We start from the raw sequence: 15,826 nt of genomic DNA, 5'->3' as shown, positions 1-15,826 counted from the left end.
CTTACTTCGCTCCGTCCGCGTAGGCGCCGACCAGGCGCACTGCTCCACCGTCGACGCCCTTGGCGCCCTGTTCGAACTCTCCGGACGGGCGCGCGCCCAAGCCCACGGTTCCGACCTGCCACGCGGGCATGCCCTCGGCCGCGAGGGCCGCGATCGCGGCATCCTTCTTGTCGGCCGCGATGATCGCGAGGAATCCGATGCCGAGGTTCCAGGTGCCCTCGGCCGACTCCAGCGTGGAGCCTGCGATGTCGCTGAGCACGCGGAAGACCGGGCTCGGCGACCAGGTGCTGCGGTCGACCTCGGCCCAGCTGCCCTGCGGAAGCACGCGCGCGAGGTTGGCCGCGATGCCACCGCCGGTCACGTGGCTGAGCGAGTGCACTCCCCCGCCGAGCTGCTCGATCAGGCGCAGCAGCGGCAGCGTGTAGAGGCGCGTCGGCTCGAGAAGAGCCTCGCCCCAGGTCTTGCCGAAGTCGGCGGCGTTGTCGCCGTAGCCGATTCCGGCGTTCGTGACGATGTGACGCACGAGCGAGTAGCCGTTGGAGTGCAGTCCGCTGGACTCGACGGCGATCACGACGTCGCCGTCCTGCACGCGGTCGGCACCGAGGATGCCGTCGGCCTCGACGACACCGGTCGCGGCCCCTGCCACGTCGTAGTCGCGCGGGCCGAGGAGTCCGGGGTGCTCGGCGGTCTCGCCGCCGATGAGCGCGGTGCCGGTGGCGGTGCACGCCTCGGCGATGCCGCGCACGATGTCGGCGATGCGCTGCGGGAAGACCTTGCCGCACGCGATGTAGTCGGTCATGAAGAGCGGCTTGGCGCCCACCACGACGATGTCGTCGACGACCATGCCGACCAGGTCCTGGCCGATCGTGTCGTGCTTGTCGATGGCCTGCGCGATGGCGACCTTCGTGCCGACACCGTCTGTGCTGGTCGCGAGCAGTGGGCGACGGAAGTCGCGCAGTGCACTCGCGTCGAACAGCCCGGCGAATCCGCCGACACCGCCCAGCACTTCAGGGCCGTGCGTCGCGCGCACGGAGGACTTCATCAGCTCGACGGCGAGATCGCCTGCAGCGGTATCGACGCCGGCTTCGGAATAGGGATTGGTGGGGGAGGCAGCCACCCGTCAAGCCTACCGCCCGCCGAGCCCTCCTCTCCCCTCCCTCGATCTCCTACGATGGGGCCATGGCCGACAAGCCGCAGTGGTTGATCCGCGAGGACGCGAGCGTTCCGGTGCTCGTCGCGCTCGCGCTGCGGCAATCGCTCGGCATCCGGGCCCCCGAAGACCTGCCGAGCCTGCGGGATCTGCCCGTCAGAGCGCCCGACGCCACCGAGGTCACTCCCGACCTCGAGAAGCAGTGGCGGGAGTACTGGGACATGACGGTCGAGCCCCGCGCCCACCCGTCGGACGTTCCGCTCGAGCTCGTCGAGGGCTTCGACACGCTCGTCGCGCTGCCGGCATCCGGGTCGGAGCAGCTGACCGAGGCGATCACACCGCACGCGGCATCCACCCTGCACTACGCCCGCGTCGCGCACGACCGCTACGTGTCATCGATCCGCAGTTCGATGGCGAGCCGGTCGGGCAACGGCACGATCGGTGGCGAGGCGTATCGCGCCTACGCGTCGGCGATCGCCGAGTTCGAGCGCGACATCGGACGCCGCGCGCACTCGTTCGAACTCAACGTGCAGGTGCTGCCGTTCTCGCAGCGCGGCATCTGGTGGATCGGCGCCTTGACGGTGGCGGTCACCGACGGCCTGCGACGCGACGTCGTGTCGTTCGACGCGGCCATCCGGCCGATCATCGCCGAACTGGCGTAGCGACGGAGCGTCGCGGTCAGTCGTTCTCGATGATCGTCTCATGCTCGACGTGCACGACGCGGTCGTGGCGCCGTGCGGTGCGCTCGAGGATGAGGGCGACGATGCTCGCGAGCGCGAAGCCGATCGGCACCGTCCACAGCAGCAGGAATCCGAAGACCTGGCCGGGAGGGTAGACGACGTTGACGGCGTCGGACGGCTCGTAGCTGCCCACCATGGTGAGGATGCCTGCGGCGATGATCCCGAGCACGACTCCGATGCCCATGAACACGCCGAACCGAGGCACGCGTCGGACGGTCGCCTCGACCGTCTGGGAGGAATCATGAGAGGACATGCATCCATTGTCCCACCGTTGGCTGTGGGTCGCTCCCCCGTCTGCGCAGAGCATCGCCCTCCCCGCGTCCGCTGCGGGGAGGGCGATGCAGTTCTGAAGCGGATCAGACCTCGGTGGTCGTGACCTCGGCGCTCTCGGGCGTCGCCCTGGTGCGGCGTCCGATCAGGACACCCCCGCCGACGGCGAGCACCACGATCACGAGGCCTCCGACGATCCAGGGCCACACCGGTGCGCCCTCCGAGTCGGTGACAGCCGTGACGGATGCCGCAGCTGCCGTGCCCTCGGACTCGGCGGGCTCGTCCTCCTCGGGCGCCGCGACGCCGCAGTCCTCGGCGACCGGGACCTGCGCGGTGACAGGATCGAGCTCCTCGCCGGCGGCGTAGGTGCCGAATGCGGCAGCACCCGCCTCGGTGAGGGTCGTCGGGATCGCGTCGAGCGAGAGCGCTCCGTCGACGACGGCCGCGTCTCCGAGAGCGAACTCGGCCAGGCGGACCGCCTTCTGATCGACGCTCTGGCCGTCCTGCGTGGTGCCGAGCACGTCGAACACGAGGTATCCCGTGTCGCCGGCGAGCTCGACCCGTGCGTTCGCCAGGGTCGTGTTCAGCGCGCCGCCGTGACCGGTGAAGGTGATGCTGCCTCCGAACGTGACGAGCCCGGTGAGGGTCTCGTCGTCGAACGAGCCGGTGCCGCTCTCCCAGACGTAGTCCGGGTACTGGTACGCGACATCGGTGAGCGTCCAGCCGCCTGCGGCGATGCCCTCGATGTAGGTGCGGAACGACTCCTTGTAGCCCCAGTGGAGCGTGGCGCCGTCGACGGTGCACGCACCGATCGCCGCGGTCTCCCGGGCCAGGGTGAATTCGAGTCCCCGAGTGACCGAGCCCTGCAGGGTCAGCGTGTGCGCGCCGTCCTCCAGGCTCGCGGGCAGCGTTCCCGTCCAGGTCGCGACGCCGGCGGCATCCGCCGAGACAGTGTCGAGCAGCACGGGGGTCGAGTAGACGACGACCTTGATGCCCGTCTCGTTCGGCTGGAACCCGGATGCCGAGAATGTCGCGGTCTTGCCGGACTGCAGTGCCTCGAGCTCGCTCTCGGCGATCTCGATGCCGGTGGTCGCCGGCGGAGTCGACGGGAGCGTCGCCTTGGCCTTCACCACGGCCGCGGCGACGGTTCCGGTCGTGCCCGAGGGCGCTGCCGCCACCGAGCCGATCGTGAAGGACACCGGATCGAGGTTCGTCGAGAAGCCCGACAGCACCGTGCTGCGGCCTTCCGCCGTGAGAGCGGCGGGAGCACCCGAGTAGGTGACCGCGCCGTTCGCCTTCGTCACCGTCGCACGGGAGAGGTCGAGCGTCGCGAACGCGACCCGCGATCCGGCGTGGGTGACGTACAGCGTCGCCGCACTCGTGGACGTGACGCTGATCTGCGGGTTCGAGACCGTGACGTCGAGCACGCCGGCATGACCGGTGAAGCGCACAGAACCGCGGTAGACGACGCTGCCGAGACCGGTCGACGCGTTGTAGTCGCCGCCGACGGTCTGGCCGAACTGGAAGAGCCCGCCCGAGCGCGTCGCTCCACCCGACACGTCGATCGCGCCCTTCGCGATGTCGCCGACGACGTACTTCGTGAACGACGACGAGATCGCCCAGCGCAGCGAGCCACCGGGCACGGTGGCCGCAGGCTTGGTCGGAGTGGTCACCGGGGGCTTCGGCGTCGGAGGCTTCGTGCCGAACAGCGCGTCCCACTGCGCATCGGTGATGGCGACGGTCGAGCGTGCCTGGATCGTGTCGGCCGTGGGCAGCGTGTGCTGCTGCCACGCGATGACCTCGTAGGTCTTCGTGCGATCGAGCGTCGCCGCCGCCGTGTTGAGGTCGACCGTGAAGGCCCCCCACGTGATGTCACGGACGTACTGCATCGCGAGGAAGCCGCCTCCGGCCGTGACGTCGGCCTCGGTGCCCTTCTCGATCAGAGCCACATACGCACCCGTGATCTCGCCGAGCTTCGAGCCGGCAGCAGTGACCGTCAGACCGTCAGCGGCGGTCGCCGTCTTGACCGTGGTCTTCACGGTCGGAGCATCCGGGGATCCGAGCAGGGCGGTCCACTGTCCGTCCGTGATCTTCACGGTCGAGCGGGCGTAGATCGTGGTCGCCGTCGGCAGGGTGTGCTGCTGCCACACGATGACCTCGTAGGTCTTGGTGCGGTCGAGCGTCGCCGCGGGCGTGTTCAGATCGACGGTGAACGAGCCACCCTTGATACCCCGCACGAACTCCATGGCGAGGAAGCCGCCACCGGCCGTGACGTCGACCTCGGTGCCCTTCTCGATCAGCGCGACGTACGCACCGGTGATGTCACCGAGCTTCGACCCCGCAGCGGTGACCGTCAGGCCCTCGGTCGCGGTGGCGCTCTTGACCGCCGAAGTCACCGCGGCCGTGAGTCCGTAGTTGAGCGCGACGCTCTGCTCCTGGGCCGCGTTGGTCACGCCACCGGCGCCGTAGGTGTAGACGCCGTACGAGCCGGGGGTCGCGGCGGAATCCTTCAGCGTCAGCGTCGCCTGGAACGTGCCGTCGGCGGCGATGTCGACCCACTGCGAGCGGATCGCGGCCTGGTACTGCGACGGCACCTGGTTCAGGACTTCCTCCGAGAGCGCCCACATCTGCGAGCCCACCGAACGCGTCGAACCGGCGGCTCCCGTCGAGGGCTGCCACGTCGAGGCGAAGTTGCCGAACACGACATACGTGCCCTGCGGAAGGTTCGCCGGGATCGGCACTCCGCGTCCGCCCACGTTCGCCGTCGGGTCGTAGCCGGCCCCCTTCACCACGACCTTGTCGCCCGCCTTCAGAGCGGTCGTCGCCGCAGGCGTCGTGCCATCCGCGAGGAAGACCTGGATCGAGGGAGCCGCGGGCTCGACCTCGCCCGGGTCGGTACCCGGATCCGTGCCCGGGTCCGTGCCGGGGTCAGTGCCGGGATCGGTGCCGGGGTCCGTGCCCGGGTCAGTGCCGGGGTCGGTTCCCGGGTCCGTGCCCGGGTCGGTTCCCGGGTCCGTACCGGGGTCGGTTCCCGGGTCCGTGCCCGGGTCGGTTCCCGGGTCGGTTCCCGGGTCCGTCGTCTCGGCGCCGAACACGGCATCCCACTGCGCGCCCGAGATGGCGACGTCGCCGCGGGCGTAGATCGTGTCGGCGTTGGGCACCGAGTGCTGCTGCCAGATGAGCACCTCGTAGACCTCGGTGCGGTCGAGGGATCCGGCCGGAGCGGTCAGCGTGAACGAGCTCGCCCCCGCGGCGACCGCCGGGAACGGCTGCGCGAACGCGGCGTAGCCACCACCGGGGCCGGAGAGTCCGCTCTCGGTGCCCTTCACGATCAGCGCGGCGTAGACGCTCGCGACCTCGGGAAGACCCGAGGCGTCGACCTGCACCGTGACGCCGGTGGTGCTCGCAGAGGTCACGGAGGCGGCGACGGATCCGCCCGCCGCGTGCGCGGGCGGGACGATCACCGCGCCCGCCGCGATCAGGAGGAAGGAGACGAGGGCGGCGACCAGCACGCGTATGCGGCTGCTCCCCGTGGATGCTGTGGCTGTGGCGTTCACGATTCTCCAGACGGCTGCGGGCACGCGAACGAGCGCGCGCCGGCGGTGCCGCTATGCAGTCGGGCGAGAGGGTGATTGTTGGTTAGGCTTAGCTAAGTAAGCTCCATTCCTGAGATTAGAGGCGGCCGCAAGGTCCAGTCAAGTTTTAGGATAGCCTTGCCTAATGCGACGCGTTTCAGCCCTCCTTCTCGCTGCCGCTCTGGCCGTCGGACTCTCCGCGTGCGCAGACCCCGGGGCGTCCGCCGCACCACAGCGGACCGACGCCGTCGACGCCTGCCCCCAGGCATCCGTCCCCCTCGCCGATCTGGACCTCGTCGACGACGTACGCGGCGCGACCGGCGGATCCACGGCCTGCCTCTCGAGCCATGCGATCGAGCCCGTCACCGACGACACAGCGCCGGAGCTCCCCGTGACCGTCACCGACAGCGAGGGTCGCGAGGTGGAGATCACCGATGTCGACCGCATCCTGCCGATCGACATCTCGGGCACCATCGCCTCGACCGTCTTCGCGCTCGGCCTCGGCGACCAGGTCGTCGGGCGCGACTCGTCGACGATGTTCGCCGGCACCGAAGACCTGCCTGTGGTCACGAAGTCGGGCCACACACTGAACGCGGAAGCGATCCTCGAACTCGCCCCCACCGTCATCCTCACCGACACCACGATCGGCCCCAAGGAGATCCGTCAGCAGCTGCGCGATGCCGGCATCGCGATCGTCGTGATCTCGAGCGACCGACGCCTCGACACCACCGACGAGCTGGTCACCGAGATCGCCACGGCCCTCGGCGTGCCCTCGCGCGGTGCCGCCCTGATCGAGCGCCTGGACGCCGATCTCGACGACGCGCTGGCAGAGATCGCCGCGGTCGTGCCGACGGATGTCGCAGACCGGGCACGGATGCTGTTCCTCTACGTGCGAGGCAACGCGAACATCTACTACATCTTCGGCGAGGACTCGGGAGCCGACTCTCTGATCGACGCGGTCGGAGGGGTCGACGTCGCGGCCGAGATCGGCTGGGAGGGGATGAAGCCGATGACCGCCGAGGCGCTCGTCGCCGCGAAGCCCGACGTGCTCGTGATGATGACCGACGGGCTCGAGTCGGTCGACGGCATCGACGGCCTGATCGAGCGCATCCCCGCGATCGCCGAGACTCCGGCAGGCGCCAACCGTCGCGTGATCGACATGGCCGACAGTGAGATCCTCAGCTTCGGCCCCCGCTCGGCCGACGTGATCGGAGCGATCGCCCGCGCGCTCTACGCCCCCGAGTCCGCGACATCCGAGTCCGCGAAGTGAGCGGCGAGGTCGTCACCCGCACGCCTTCGGGACACCGCGGGTTGCGCTTCACACTCGTCATCATCGGGCTGCTCGCCGCTCTCCTCGTCACCTGCATCGTGTCGATCACGAGCGGACAGTATTCGCTCTCCCCGACCGACCTCATCGGGGTGCTGCTGCGCGGCATCAGCATCGACACCGCCTGGGCCCCGACCGAGGCGACCGACTACGGCGTGATCTACAACCTGCGCCTGCCCCGCCTCGTACTCGGACTGCTCGTCGGCGCGGCCCTCGCCGTGTCGGGTGTGCTCATGCAGGCGATCTTCGGCAACCCGCTGGCGGATGCCGGTGTCGTGGGTGTCTCGTCGGGCGCGGCGCTCGGCGCCGCCGCGAGCATCACGCTCGGCCTCGCCTCATTCGGTATGTGGACCACCCCGGCATTCGCGTTCCTCGGAGGGCTCGTGGCCGTGCTCGCGGTCTACTTCATCAGTCGCTCGGGTGGCCGAACGGAGGTCGTCACCCTGCTCCTCACGGGCATCGCGATCAACGCGATCGCGGGCGCCGGCATGGCCTTCCTCACCTTTCTCGGCACGACGTCGACGCGCGAGCAGATCGTCTTCTGGCAGCTCGGCTCGCTCAACGGGGCGCTGTGGTCGAACGTCGCCCTGGTCGCTCCGCTCGTGGCGATCGGCATCGTCGTGGCGCTGGTCGTGTCGCCCCAGCTCGACCTCTTCGCCCTCGGCGAGCGCACCGCTCGTCATCTCGGCGTCAACGTAGAGCTGCTGCGCATGGTCGTGATCGTCACGGTCGCGGTGCTGGTCTGCGCCGCCGTCGCCTTCGCCGGCATCATCGGCTTCGCGGGTCTCGTCGTGCCGCACCTGATGCGCATGATCATCGGCCCCGCGCATCTGCCGCTCATGATCGCCTCGGCGTTCGGCGGCGCGCTGCTGATCGCGGTCGCCGACCTCGTCGCCCGCACGGCGGTTCCGCTGGCCGATCTACCCATCGGCATGATCACCTCGCTCGTCGGCGGACCGTTCTTCCTCTGGCTGCTCGTGCGCACGCGGCGTCGGTCGGGAGGATGGGCATGAGCGTCGCCGACACCGCCGTCCGACTGCAGGCGACCGGCGTCACCGTGCTCGTCGGCGGCGAGCGCGCGATCCTCGACGACGCATCGATCGAGGTCAGGGCGGGCGAGATCCACGCGCTGGTCGGCCCCAACGGCGCAGGCAAGTCGACGCTGTTCGGCGTGCTCGCGGGCGAGGTGAGCCCGTCATCCGGCGAGGTCGCACTCGATGGGGCGCCGATCGGCGGCATCCGCGCGCAGGACATGGCGAGAGCCCGAGCGGTGCTGCTGCAGGAGAATGCGGTGTCGTTCCCGTTCAGCGCCGAACAGGTCGTGCGCATGGGTCGGGCACCGTGGGCGCGCACGGGCGCGGCCGATGACGACGACGAGATCGTGTCCGCGGCGATGGCGTCGACCGAGGTGCTGTCACTGTCGTCGCGTGCGGTGACGTCACTGTCCGGCGGAGAGCGCGCCCGTGTCGCACTGGCCCGCGTCATCGCGCAGAGCACCGGCATCCTGCTGCTCGACGAGCCGACCGCCGCGCTCGACCTGAAGCACCACGAAGACGTCATGCGGCTGATCCGCGGGCAAGCGGATGCGGGCATCGCCGTCGCGATCGTGCTGCACGACCTCAACGCGGCGCTCGCCCATGCCGACCGGGTCACGCTGCTGTCGGAGGGCCGGGTCGCCGCGACGGGGTCGGCCGCCGACGTGCTCACGGCCGAGCGGATCGAGGCCGTCTACGGACAGCCGGTCGACGTGTTCCCGCATCCGGTGACGGGTGTGCGGCTGGTGGTCGCTCGCCGCGGACTCTGACGCCGTCGCTGCCGCAGCCGCCGTTGCTGCCGCTTTCGAATCGCGCACTTTGCAATTTCCAGACGTCGGAAGTTGCAAAGTGCGCGACTCGAAGGCCGGTCAGGGGCGCAGCGGCAGCACGTCGGAGAGGTCGGCGCGCGTGCCCGAGGCACTGATACGACCGGATGCCGCGGCATCCGACCAGTGCTCCGTGCCCGTGGAGACGGCGATCCAGGTCGCTGCGTCCATCTCGACGACGTTCGGCGGGGTCCCCCGCGTGTGCCGAGGCCCCTGGATCACCTGCACCGCGCCGAACGGCGGCACCCGCACCTCGACGCTGTTGCCCGGGGCCTTCTCGTCGAGCAGCTGCAGCAGGTACCGCACGGCGGTCGCGAGATCGGTGCGCTGCGGCTTCTCGCCGGCGGCATCCGCTCGCCGCACCGCATCGAGGGCCGCGCGTCCGTCGATGATGTCGATCTTCCTGGAGGGCATGGGATCAGGCTACGCCCGGCTCATCGGAAGGCACCGCCCCGAGCCGTCCGCCCTCACGACTCTGCACGGGCATAGGCTCGAGGCGATGAGCCAGAATCCCGATACCCTGCACGGCGCGAGAGCCGAGCTGCTCGCGGCGACGCAGCGGCACGAGGCCTGGGCGAGGCCGTTCCCGCCCGTCGTGGGCACCGCCCATCCGGCATCCGTGCTCGTGCTGTTCGGCCGGCTCGACAGCATTCCGGCTCAGAGCGACGAGGCGACCGTCGCGGCCGACCTCGATGTGCTGCTGCAGCGCCGCGCAGCGACCCTGTCGTCGCATCCGGGACAGGTGTCGTTCCCCGGCGGCCGAGTGGAGCCCGCGGACGACGACTCCGTCGCCACCGCCCTGCGCGAAGCCGAGGAGGAGACCGGACTCGACCCCTCAGGTGTCGAGGTCTTGGCCACCCTGCCCGAGATCCCCCTCGCCGCGAGCAACCACCTGGTCACCCCGGTGCTCGCCTGGTGGCGCTCCCCCTCGCGCGTCGCGGCCGTCGACCACGCCGAGACGGTCGACGTGTTCCGGGTTCCGGTCGCGCAGCTGCTCGACCCGGAGACCCGGTTCACCTCGACGATCCACCGCATGGGGCGCACCTGGCGCGGCCCCGCGTTCGACGTCGACGGCACGATCGTGTGGGGGTTCACCGCGATGGTGCTCGACGCCCTGTTCGACGCGACCGGCTGGACCTCGGACTGGGATCCGTCGATCGAGCGCCCGATCGAACTCTGAGCCTGTGCGGGCGGAACGCAACCCGCCGAAACCCGCGCGCCCGCCTCGGTAGTCTGGACGGGTGAAGATTCTCGTCCTCGGTTCCGGTGCCCGTGAGCACGCGATCATCCTCGCTCTGCGAGCAGAGAAGGCGGAGCACGAGATCTTCGTCGCCCCCGGCAACGCCGGTATCGCGCAGGATGCGACCCCCGTCTCGGTCGACATGCTCGACGGCGCCGCGGTGACCGCGTTCGCGAACGAGCACGCCATCGACCTCGTGGTCGTCGGCCCCGAGGCGCCGCTGGTCGCGGGAGTCGCCGATGTGCTGCGTGCGCACGGCATCCCGGTATTCGGCCCCGGCAAGGCCGCCGCGCAGCTCGAGGGATCCAAGTCGTTCGCGAAGCGGATCATGGATGCCGCGGGCGTGCCCACCGGTCGCGCGGTGCGCGCCACCACCACCGCCGAGGTCGAGGCCGCGTTCGACGACCTCGGTGCGCCGTACGTGGTCAAGGCCGACGGGCTCGCAGCGGGCAAGGGCGTCATCGTGACGTCCGAGCGCAGCGACGCCCTCGCCCACGCCGCGCACTACCTGCCGTCCGGCCCGGTGCTGATCGAGGAGTTCCTCTCGGGCCCCGAGGTGTCGCTGTTCTTCCTCAGCGACGGCGACACCGTGCGCGCCCTCAGCCCCGCGCAGGACTTCAAGCGCGCACTCGACGGCGACGAGGGTCCGAACACCGGCGGCATGGGCGCGTACTCGCCGCTGCCCTGGCTCGCAGACCAGTTCGGCAGCGAGCAGGCCTTCGTCGAGGAGGTCACGCGCGACGTGGCGCTCCCCGTCATCCGCCAGCTCGACAGCGAGGGCACGCCGTTCATCGGCCTGCTCTACGCCGGCCTCATCCTCACGCCCGCCGGCGTGCGCGTGATCGAGTTCAACGCTCGCTTCGGCGACCCCGAGACCCAGATCGTGCTGCCGCGTCTCGTGACGCCGCTCTCGGAGCTGCTGCTCGCCGCGGCATCCGGCACTCTCGAAGATCAGCCGGAGCCGGTCTTCAGCGACGACGTCGCGATCACCGTCGTGCTTGCGAGCGAGGGGTACCCCGAGGCCCCGCAGACCGGTCGTCCCATCGAGGGCCTCGCCGACGCCGCGGCGGTCGAGGGCGTCCGTCTCGTGCACGCCGCGACCGCGAGCCCTGACGCCCCCGGTGGATCCCTCGTCGCGACGGGCGGCCGTGTACTGAACGTCGTCGCCGTGGCATCCGATTTCCGCACCGCTCGCGACCGCGCCTACGAGGCGATCGGCCGCATCCGCCTCGACGGTTCGCACTTCCGCACCGACATCGCGGCCCGCGTCGCGGAGTAGTCCTGGTCGTCGGAGCCCTCAGGCTCGTCGCATTCCTGCCGATTCGAGCAGGGATTCCGCCATACCCTTCGACAACTCTTGACTCTGCCGACTTTCTTCAAGAAAGTTGACGGATGCCGCTCCGCTCAGACTGGTCGACCGCCACGTGTCCGATCGCCCGCGCCGCCGATGTGCTCGCCGACCCGTGGGTGCTGCTGATCCTGCGCGAGATGTTCTCGGGCCGCACGCGCTTCGATCAGCTGCGGGATGCCACCGGAGCCGCCGACTCCGTGCTCGCTCGACGCCTCGCGTCGATGACCGAGGCCGGCCTCGTCGCGCAGGGCGACCCCGGTTACCGTCTCACCCACGCCGGCCGCGAGACCCTGCCGATCCTGCACGCCCACGCGCGGTTCTCGCGCATGACCGACCCCGACGGGCCCTGGGGACTCACGGTCAGCTGCGCACGCTGCGGCGAGGTCGCGGCATCCTCCGACTGGTGCTCGCAGTGCGCCGCACCCCTCGATGCCGACAGCACCCGCTGGTCGCGGCGAAGCATGGGCGGCGAGCCGTTCGACCTCATCACCGGCAGCGCGGCATGACCGCCGAATCGGTCGACGAGCCTGCGGAGTTGTCCGCAACAGCTCCCGGACAGCGACCGCGCCGAATCCACCCGGCCTGGATCGTCGCTCTCGTCGCCCTGATCGCCCTGATCGGTGCCGCCGGATTCCGTGCCGCACCGGGCGTGCTCATGCTGCCCCTGCAGGACGAGTTCGGCTGGACCACCGCCGAGCTCTCCCTCGCCGTGACCGTCAACCTGCTGCTGTTTGGGCTCACCGCACCGTTCGCAGCCGCCCTGATGCAGCGCTTCGGCATCCGGTCCGTCACCGTCACCGCACTGTTCGTGATCGGAGCCGGTGCCGCGCTGAGCGTCTTCGTCGCCACCCCGGCACAGCTCATCCTGACGTGGGGCGTGCTGATCGGTCTCGGCACCGGGTCGATGGCACTGGTGTTCGCGGCGACCATCACCGACACGTGGTTCGCGACGCGGCGAGGCCTGGTCTCGGGCTGGCTGACCGACCGGGTGAATCCCCGCATCCTGCTCGCCGCGTACTACGCGCTGCGCGGGGTGAGCCTGCTGTTCCTGCCGAGCCTCCTGTCAGCCGAGGTGCAGCCGAGCATCGTCGTCTTCATCGTGATCTACGGCCTCGACTGGGTCGCCACCGTGCCGCCGACCATCGCGCTCTGCCGTGAGGTCTTCGGCGACCGCGGGCCACTCGTGTTCGGCTGGGTGTTCGCGTCGCACCAGATCGGTGCCGGCATCGCGTCGGTCCTCGCCGGACTGGTGCGCGACCACACCGGGCAGTACACGGTGGCCTGGTTCGCGGCCGCCGGCCTCTGCGCGGTCGCCGCTCTCGTCAGCGCGACGATCCGTCGGCATCCGGCCTCGGTCGTACCCGACTGACCCGCTGCACGACGAAGGCCCCCACCCGATACCGGATGGGGGCCTTCGACACGGGGTGACCGCTCAGAGCACCTTCGACAGGAAGTCCTTCAGTCGCTCGTTCTTCGGAGCACCGAACAGCTCGGCCGGCGGCGCCTCCTCGACGACGACTCCGCCGTCCATGAACACCGTGCGGCCCGAGACCTCGCGAGCGAAGCCCATCTCGTGCGTCACGAGCACCATCGTCATGCCGCCGGATGCCAGGTCGCGGATGACCTGCAGCACCTCGCCGACCATCTCGGGGTCGAGAGCGCTGGTCGCCTCGTCGAAGAGCATGATCTCCGGGTCCATCGCGAGCGCGCGGGCGATCGCCACGCGCTGCTTCTGACCGCCCGAGAGCGATGCCGGCTTCGCATCCGCCTTCTCGGCCAGGCCCACGCGATCGAGCAGCGCGAGCGCCCGCTCCTTCGCCTCGGCTTTCGACAGCTTGCCGAGCTCGATCGGCGCCAGCGTGATGTTCTCGAGCACGGTCATGTGCGGGAACAGGTTGAAGTGCTGGAACACCATGCCGATGCGCTGGCGCACCTCGTCGAGCTTGACGCTCTTGTCGGTCAGGTCGACGCCGTCGACGATGACGTGACCCGACGTCGGCTCCTCGAGCTTGTTGAGGCAGCGCAGCAGAGTCGACTTGCCCGAACCGGACGGACCGATGACCGCGATGACCTCGCCGTCGTCGACCGTCAGGTCGATCCCCTTGAGCACGTGGTTGTCGGCGAACGACTTGTGCAGGCCTTTGACCTCGATCTTGCTCATGCGTTGAACTTCCTCTCCAGGCGGTTCGCGAGCAGCGTGAGAAGCGTGATCACGACGAAGTAGATGATGGCGACGATCGTCAGCACCTGCGCCGACAGGTACGTCGAAGCGATGATCTGGCGCGACACGAACGTGAGCTCGGCGAGACCGATCACGCTGATCAGCGACGTGTCCTTGAGGGTGATGATGCCCTGGTTCACGAACGACGGGATCATGATGCGGAACGCCTGCGGCAGCACGACCTTCTGCATGGTCTTCCAGTGGCCGAGGCCCAGCGAGCGCGACGCCTCGGATTGGCCGGGGTCGACGGCCTGGATGCCTCCGCGGATGATCTCGGTCATGTACGCACCCGTGTTCAGCGAGAGCGTGATCGCACCCGCGACGAACGGGTTGAACGTGAGCCCGGGGAACAGCTGCGGGATGGCGAAGAACACGAAGAACGCCTGCACGAGGATCGGTGTGCCACGGAAGACGTAGACGTACGCCGTAGCGACCCAGCGGAACGGCGCGAAGGCCGAGACGCGACCGAAGCCGAAGATGAGGCCGAGGATGAAGGCGGCGACGATCGCGACGAGGGTCGCGAGGATCGTGAGCCAGAGCCCCTCCATGAGAGCGGGCCAGTACTTCACGGCGACGGAGAAGATGTCGGTGGCCTGCGTGGTCTCCTCACCGCCGGAGAGGTAGCTGTCGACGATCTTGTCGTACTCGCCGGACGCCTGGAGGTTCTTCAGTCCCTCGTTGAACATCTCGATGAGCTCGGGGTTCTGCCCCTTGTTGACCGCGAAGCCGTACTCGCCGCCGAGCTCCGGCTCTCCGATCAGGCGGAAGCCCGATCCCTGCTGGATGCCGTAGGCGAGCACCGGGAAGTCCTCGAAGTAGCCGACGGCCTGGCCGGCCTTCACGGCATCCACCATGTCGGTGGTGTCCTGGTACGGCGTGATGCGGAAGCCGTACTCGTCCTTGTTCTCCTCGGCGAAGGTCTGGCCCTGCGTGCCGGTCTTGACCGCCACCGCCTCACCGTCGAGGTCGTCGAGCGACTGGATGTCGCTCGAGTCGAGCACGCCCAGCTGGATGCCGCTGGTGAAGTACGGGTCGCTGAAGTCGAACGTCTTCTCGCGCTCGTCGGTGATCGACATGCCCGCCATGACGGCGTCGACCTGGTTGGCCTGAAGGGCCTGCACCGCGGCGTCGAATCCGAGCTGTCGGATCTCGACCTCGAAGCCCTGGTCCTTCGCGATCGCTCGGAGCAGATCCATGTCGATGCCGACGAGCTCGCCGCTCTCATCGGTGAACTCGAACGGCGCGAACGTCGTGTCGGTGCCGATGACGTACTTCTCGGTGTCGTCGGCGGCGGTCGCGGCGGAGGCTCCGCCGAGCAGCGCGCCGGCCGCGATGAACGCCGTGAGCGCCATCGCCCCGACGGTGCGTCCGAGCGTGCGCAGACGCGCAGACGCGGAAGAAGGATGTGGGATCACGACGGATTCTCCTCGGATCGGATGGGCGACAGGATGCTGCCACCGGGATGGTCGTCGAGAATCCACCCTAACCGGCGACGGCGTGTCGCCGTGTTCCGAGGGCGCTGCGCAGGCTCCCCGCTACAGCGTGATCCAGTAGCGGCGCACCGGTGCGTCTCCGTGCTCGGGCCGCACACGGACGTCCTGCAGCACGCCTCCCGCCCCCTCGATCGTCCGGAAGGAGCCGACGTTGTCGTCGTCGCAGCTCACCATGATCCGATCGAGTCCGATCTCGCGCGCACGGTCGAGGCCGAGACGCAGGGCAGCCGAGGCATAGCCCCGACGACGACGTGATTCCCGCACGGCGTAGCCGATGTGGCCGCCGACCTCACGCAGGTAGTCGTTGAGCTCGTGCCGGAACGAGAGGAAGCCGACGACCTCTCCGTCGTCGACGACCCAGTACAGGTCGTTGTGCACGGCATCCTCGGGCAACTGCGCGGTGGTGTCGGAGAGCAGCTCTGACTTCTCGATCAGGGCATCGAGCGTCGCGTGATCCGGGGTGACGGGCGCCTGGAGACCCGACCCGTCGATGTGGCTCTCGCCGAATTCGGCGACGGCTGCCGCCCAGGAGTCGAACAGGTCGGTGGTGGGCCTCGTGAGCTCGATCGTCATCGCCCGATGACATCACACCGACGCG

General features: G+C 69.5%; 15 protein-coding genes. 8 read left to right on the top strand and 7 right to left on the bottom strand.

Annotation, left to right across the window (positions count from 1 at the left end):
- Position 1 precedes the first annotated feature (1 nt).
- Positions 2 to 1,117, bottom strand: a complete 1,116-nt coding sequence (gene purM, locus JOF42_RS04930) for a phosphoribosylformylglycinamidine cyclo-ligase (protein WP_210096839.1) — start codon at positions 1,115 to 1,117, stop codon at positions 2 to 4.
- 62 nt (positions 1,118 to 1,179) lie between these two features.
- Between purM and JOF42_RS04925 the strand changes: the two genes are divergently transcribed.
- On the top strand, positions 1,180 to 1,812 hold the full coding sequence (locus JOF42_RS04925) for a zinc-binding alcohol dehydrogenase (protein ID WP_210096838.1): 633 nt from the start codon (positions 1,180 to 1,182) through the stop codon (positions 1,810 to 1,812).
- Between the two features lie 16 nt (positions 1,813 to 1,828).
- On the opposite strand, the gene JOF42_RS04920 is transcribed toward JOF42_RS04925, so the two are convergent.
- Together JOF42_RS04920 and JOF42_RS18175 are read right to left on the bottom strand one after the other, a co-directional pair.
- Positions 1,829 to 2,143, bottom strand: coding sequence for a potassium transporter Trk (locus tag JOF42_RS04920; protein WP_210096837.1), 315 nt, complete (start codon positions 2,141 to 2,143; stop codon positions 1,829 to 1,831).
- A 103-nt stretch (positions 2,144 to 2,246) separates the two neighbouring features.
- Positions 2,247 to 5,717 carry an HtaA domain-containing protein gene (locus tag JOF42_RS18175; RefSeq protein WP_210096836.1) on the bottom strand — a complete coding sequence of 1,157 codons (3,471 nt, stop codon included), beginning with the start codon at positions 5,715 to 5,717 and terminating at the stop codon, positions 2,247 to 2,249.
- A 163-nt stretch (positions 5,718 to 5,880) separates the two neighbouring features.
- Between JOF42_RS18175 and JOF42_RS04910 the strand changes: the two genes are divergently transcribed.
- The 3 genes from JOF42_RS04910 to JOF42_RS04900 are packed head-to-tail and all read left to right on the top strand — an operon-like array spanning position 5,881 to position 8,866.
- Positions 5,881 to 7,005, top strand: coding sequence for a heme/hemin ABC transporter substrate-binding protein (locus tag JOF42_RS04910; protein WP_210096835.1), 1,125 nt, complete (start codon positions 5,881 to 5,883; stop codon positions 7,003 to 7,005).
- Positions 7,002 to 8,075, top strand: coding sequence for a FecCD family ABC transporter permease (locus tag JOF42_RS04905; RefSeq protein ID WP_210096834.1), 1,074 nt, complete (start codon positions 7,002 to 7,004; stop codon positions 8,073 to 8,075). The genes JOF42_RS04910 and JOF42_RS04905 overlap by 4 nt, the downstream gene beginning before the upstream one ends.
- Positions 8,072 to 8,866: a heme ABC transporter ATP-binding protein gene (locus JOF42_RS04900; RefSeq protein ID WP_210096833.1), complete on the top strand. Its 795-nt coding sequence runs from the start codon at positions 8,072 to 8,074 to the stop codon at positions 8,864 to 8,866. Before JOF42_RS04905 ends, JOF42_RS04900 begins: the two co-directional genes overlap by 4 nt.
- A gap of 99 nt (positions 8,867 to 8,965) precedes the next feature.
- On the opposite strand, the gene JOF42_RS04895 is transcribed toward JOF42_RS04900, so the two are convergent.
- Positions 8,966 to 9,337, bottom strand: coding sequence for a sterol carrier family protein (locus tag JOF42_RS04895; protein ID WP_210096832.1), 372 nt, complete (start codon positions 9,335 to 9,337; stop codon positions 8,966 to 8,968).
- Positions 9,338 to 9,422: 85 nt separating this feature from the next.
- Between JOF42_RS04895 and JOF42_RS04890 the strand changes: the two genes are divergently transcribed.
- The 4 genes from JOF42_RS04890 (at position 9,423) to JOF42_RS04875 (ending at position 12,883) form a co-directional block, all read left to right on the top strand.
- On the top strand, positions 9,423 to 10,103 hold the full coding sequence (locus JOF42_RS04890) for an NUDIX hydrolase (protein WP_210096831.1): 681 nt from the start codon (positions 9,423 to 9,425) through the stop codon (positions 10,101 to 10,103).
- A 61-nt stretch (positions 10,104 to 10,164) separates the two neighbouring features.
- Positions 10,165 to 11,442 (top strand): phosphoribosylamine--glycine ligase, encoded by a 1,278-nt coding sequence (purD, locus tag JOF42_RS04885; RefSeq protein ID WP_210096830.1) that lies wholly within the window; start codon positions 10,165 to 10,167, stop codon positions 11,440 to 11,442.
- A gap of 113 nt (positions 11,443 to 11,555) precedes the next feature.
- Positions 11,556 to 12,020, top strand: coding sequence for a winged helix-turn-helix transcriptional regulator (locus JOF42_RS04880; protein WP_210096829.1), 465 nt, complete (start codon positions 11,556 to 11,558; stop codon positions 12,018 to 12,020).
- Positions 12,017 to 12,883, top strand: a complete 867-nt coding sequence (locus JOF42_RS04875; protein WP_210096828.1) for an MFS transporter — start codon at positions 12,017 to 12,019, stop codon at positions 12,881 to 12,883. Before JOF42_RS04880 ends, JOF42_RS04875 begins: the two co-directional genes overlap by 4 nt.
- Positions 12,884 to 12,946: 63 nt before the next feature.
- Here JOF42_RS04875 and JOF42_RS04870 read toward each other — a convergent pair whose 3' ends face one another.
- The 3 genes from JOF42_RS04870 to JOF42_RS04860 form a co-directional block, all read right to left on the bottom strand.
- Complete coding sequence (locus JOF42_RS04870) at positions 12,947 to 13,675, bottom strand: amino acid ABC transporter ATP-binding protein (RefSeq protein WP_210096827.1); 729 nt, start codon at positions 13,673 to 13,675, stop codon at positions 12,947 to 12,949.
- Positions 13,672 to 15,150, bottom strand: coding sequence for an amino acid ABC transporter substrate-binding protein/permease (locus JOF42_RS04865; RefSeq protein ID WP_210096826.1), 1,479 nt, complete (start codon positions 15,148 to 15,150; stop codon positions 13,672 to 13,674). The genes JOF42_RS04870 and JOF42_RS04865 overlap by 4 nt, the downstream gene beginning before the upstream one ends.
- A 120-nt stretch (positions 15,151 to 15,270) precedes the next feature.
- Positions 15,271 to 15,801 (bottom strand): GNAT family N-acetyltransferase, encoded by a 531-nt coding sequence (locus JOF42_RS04860; protein WP_210096825.1) that lies wholly within the window; start codon positions 15,799 to 15,801, stop codon positions 15,271 to 15,273.
- Positions 15,802 to 15,826: the final 25 nt, after the last annotated feature.

The sequence above is a fragment of the Microbacterium phyllosphaerae genome (assembly GCF_017876435.1).
In the GTDB taxonomy this organism is placed as follows: Bacteria; Actinomycetota; Actinomycetes; order Actinomycetales; family Microbacteriaceae; genus Microbacterium; species Microbacterium phyllosphaerae.
This window is presented reverse-complemented; position numbering and strand designations above follow the sequence as displayed.

Coding starts and splice junctions, on each gene's coding strand:
- JOF42_RS04925 (WP_210096838.1), top strand. CDS start 1,180: ATGGCCGACAAGCCGCAGTGGTTGATCCGCGAGGACGCGAGCGTTCCG.
- JOF42_RS04920 (WP_210096837.1), bottom strand. CDS start 2,143: ATGTCCTCTCATGATTCCTCCCAGACGGTCGAGGCGACCGTCCGACGC.
- JOF42_RS04910 (WP_210096835.1), top strand. CDS start 5,881: ATGCGACGCGTTTCAGCCCTCCTTCTCGCTGCCGCTCTGGCCGTCGGA.
- JOF42_RS04900 (WP_210096833.1), top strand. CDS start 8,072: ATGAGCGTCGCCGACACCGCCGTCCGACTGCAGGCGACCGGCGTCACC.
- JOF42_RS04895 (WP_210096832.1), bottom strand. CDS start 9,337: ATGCCCTCCAGGAAGATCGACATCATCGACGGACGCGCGGCCCTCGAT.
- JOF42_RS04890 (WP_210096831.1), top strand. CDS start 9,423: ATGAGCCAGAATCCCGATACCCTGCACGGCGCGAGAGCCGAGCTGCTC.
- JOF42_RS04880 (WP_210096829.1), top strand. CDS start 11,556: ATGCCGCTCCGCTCAGACTGGTCGACCGCCACGTGTCCGATCGCCCGC.
- JOF42_RS04875 (WP_210096828.1), top strand. CDS start 12,017: ATGACCGCCGAATCGGTCGACGAGCCTGCGGAGTTGTCCGCAACAGCT.
- JOF42_RS04870 (WP_210096827.1), bottom strand. CDS start 13,675: ATGAGCAAGATCGAGGTCAAAGGCCTGCACAAGTCGTTCGCCGACAAC.
- JOF42_RS04860 (WP_210096825.1), bottom strand. CDS start 15,801: ATGACGATCGAGCTCACGAGGCCCACCACCGACCTGTTCGACTCCTGG.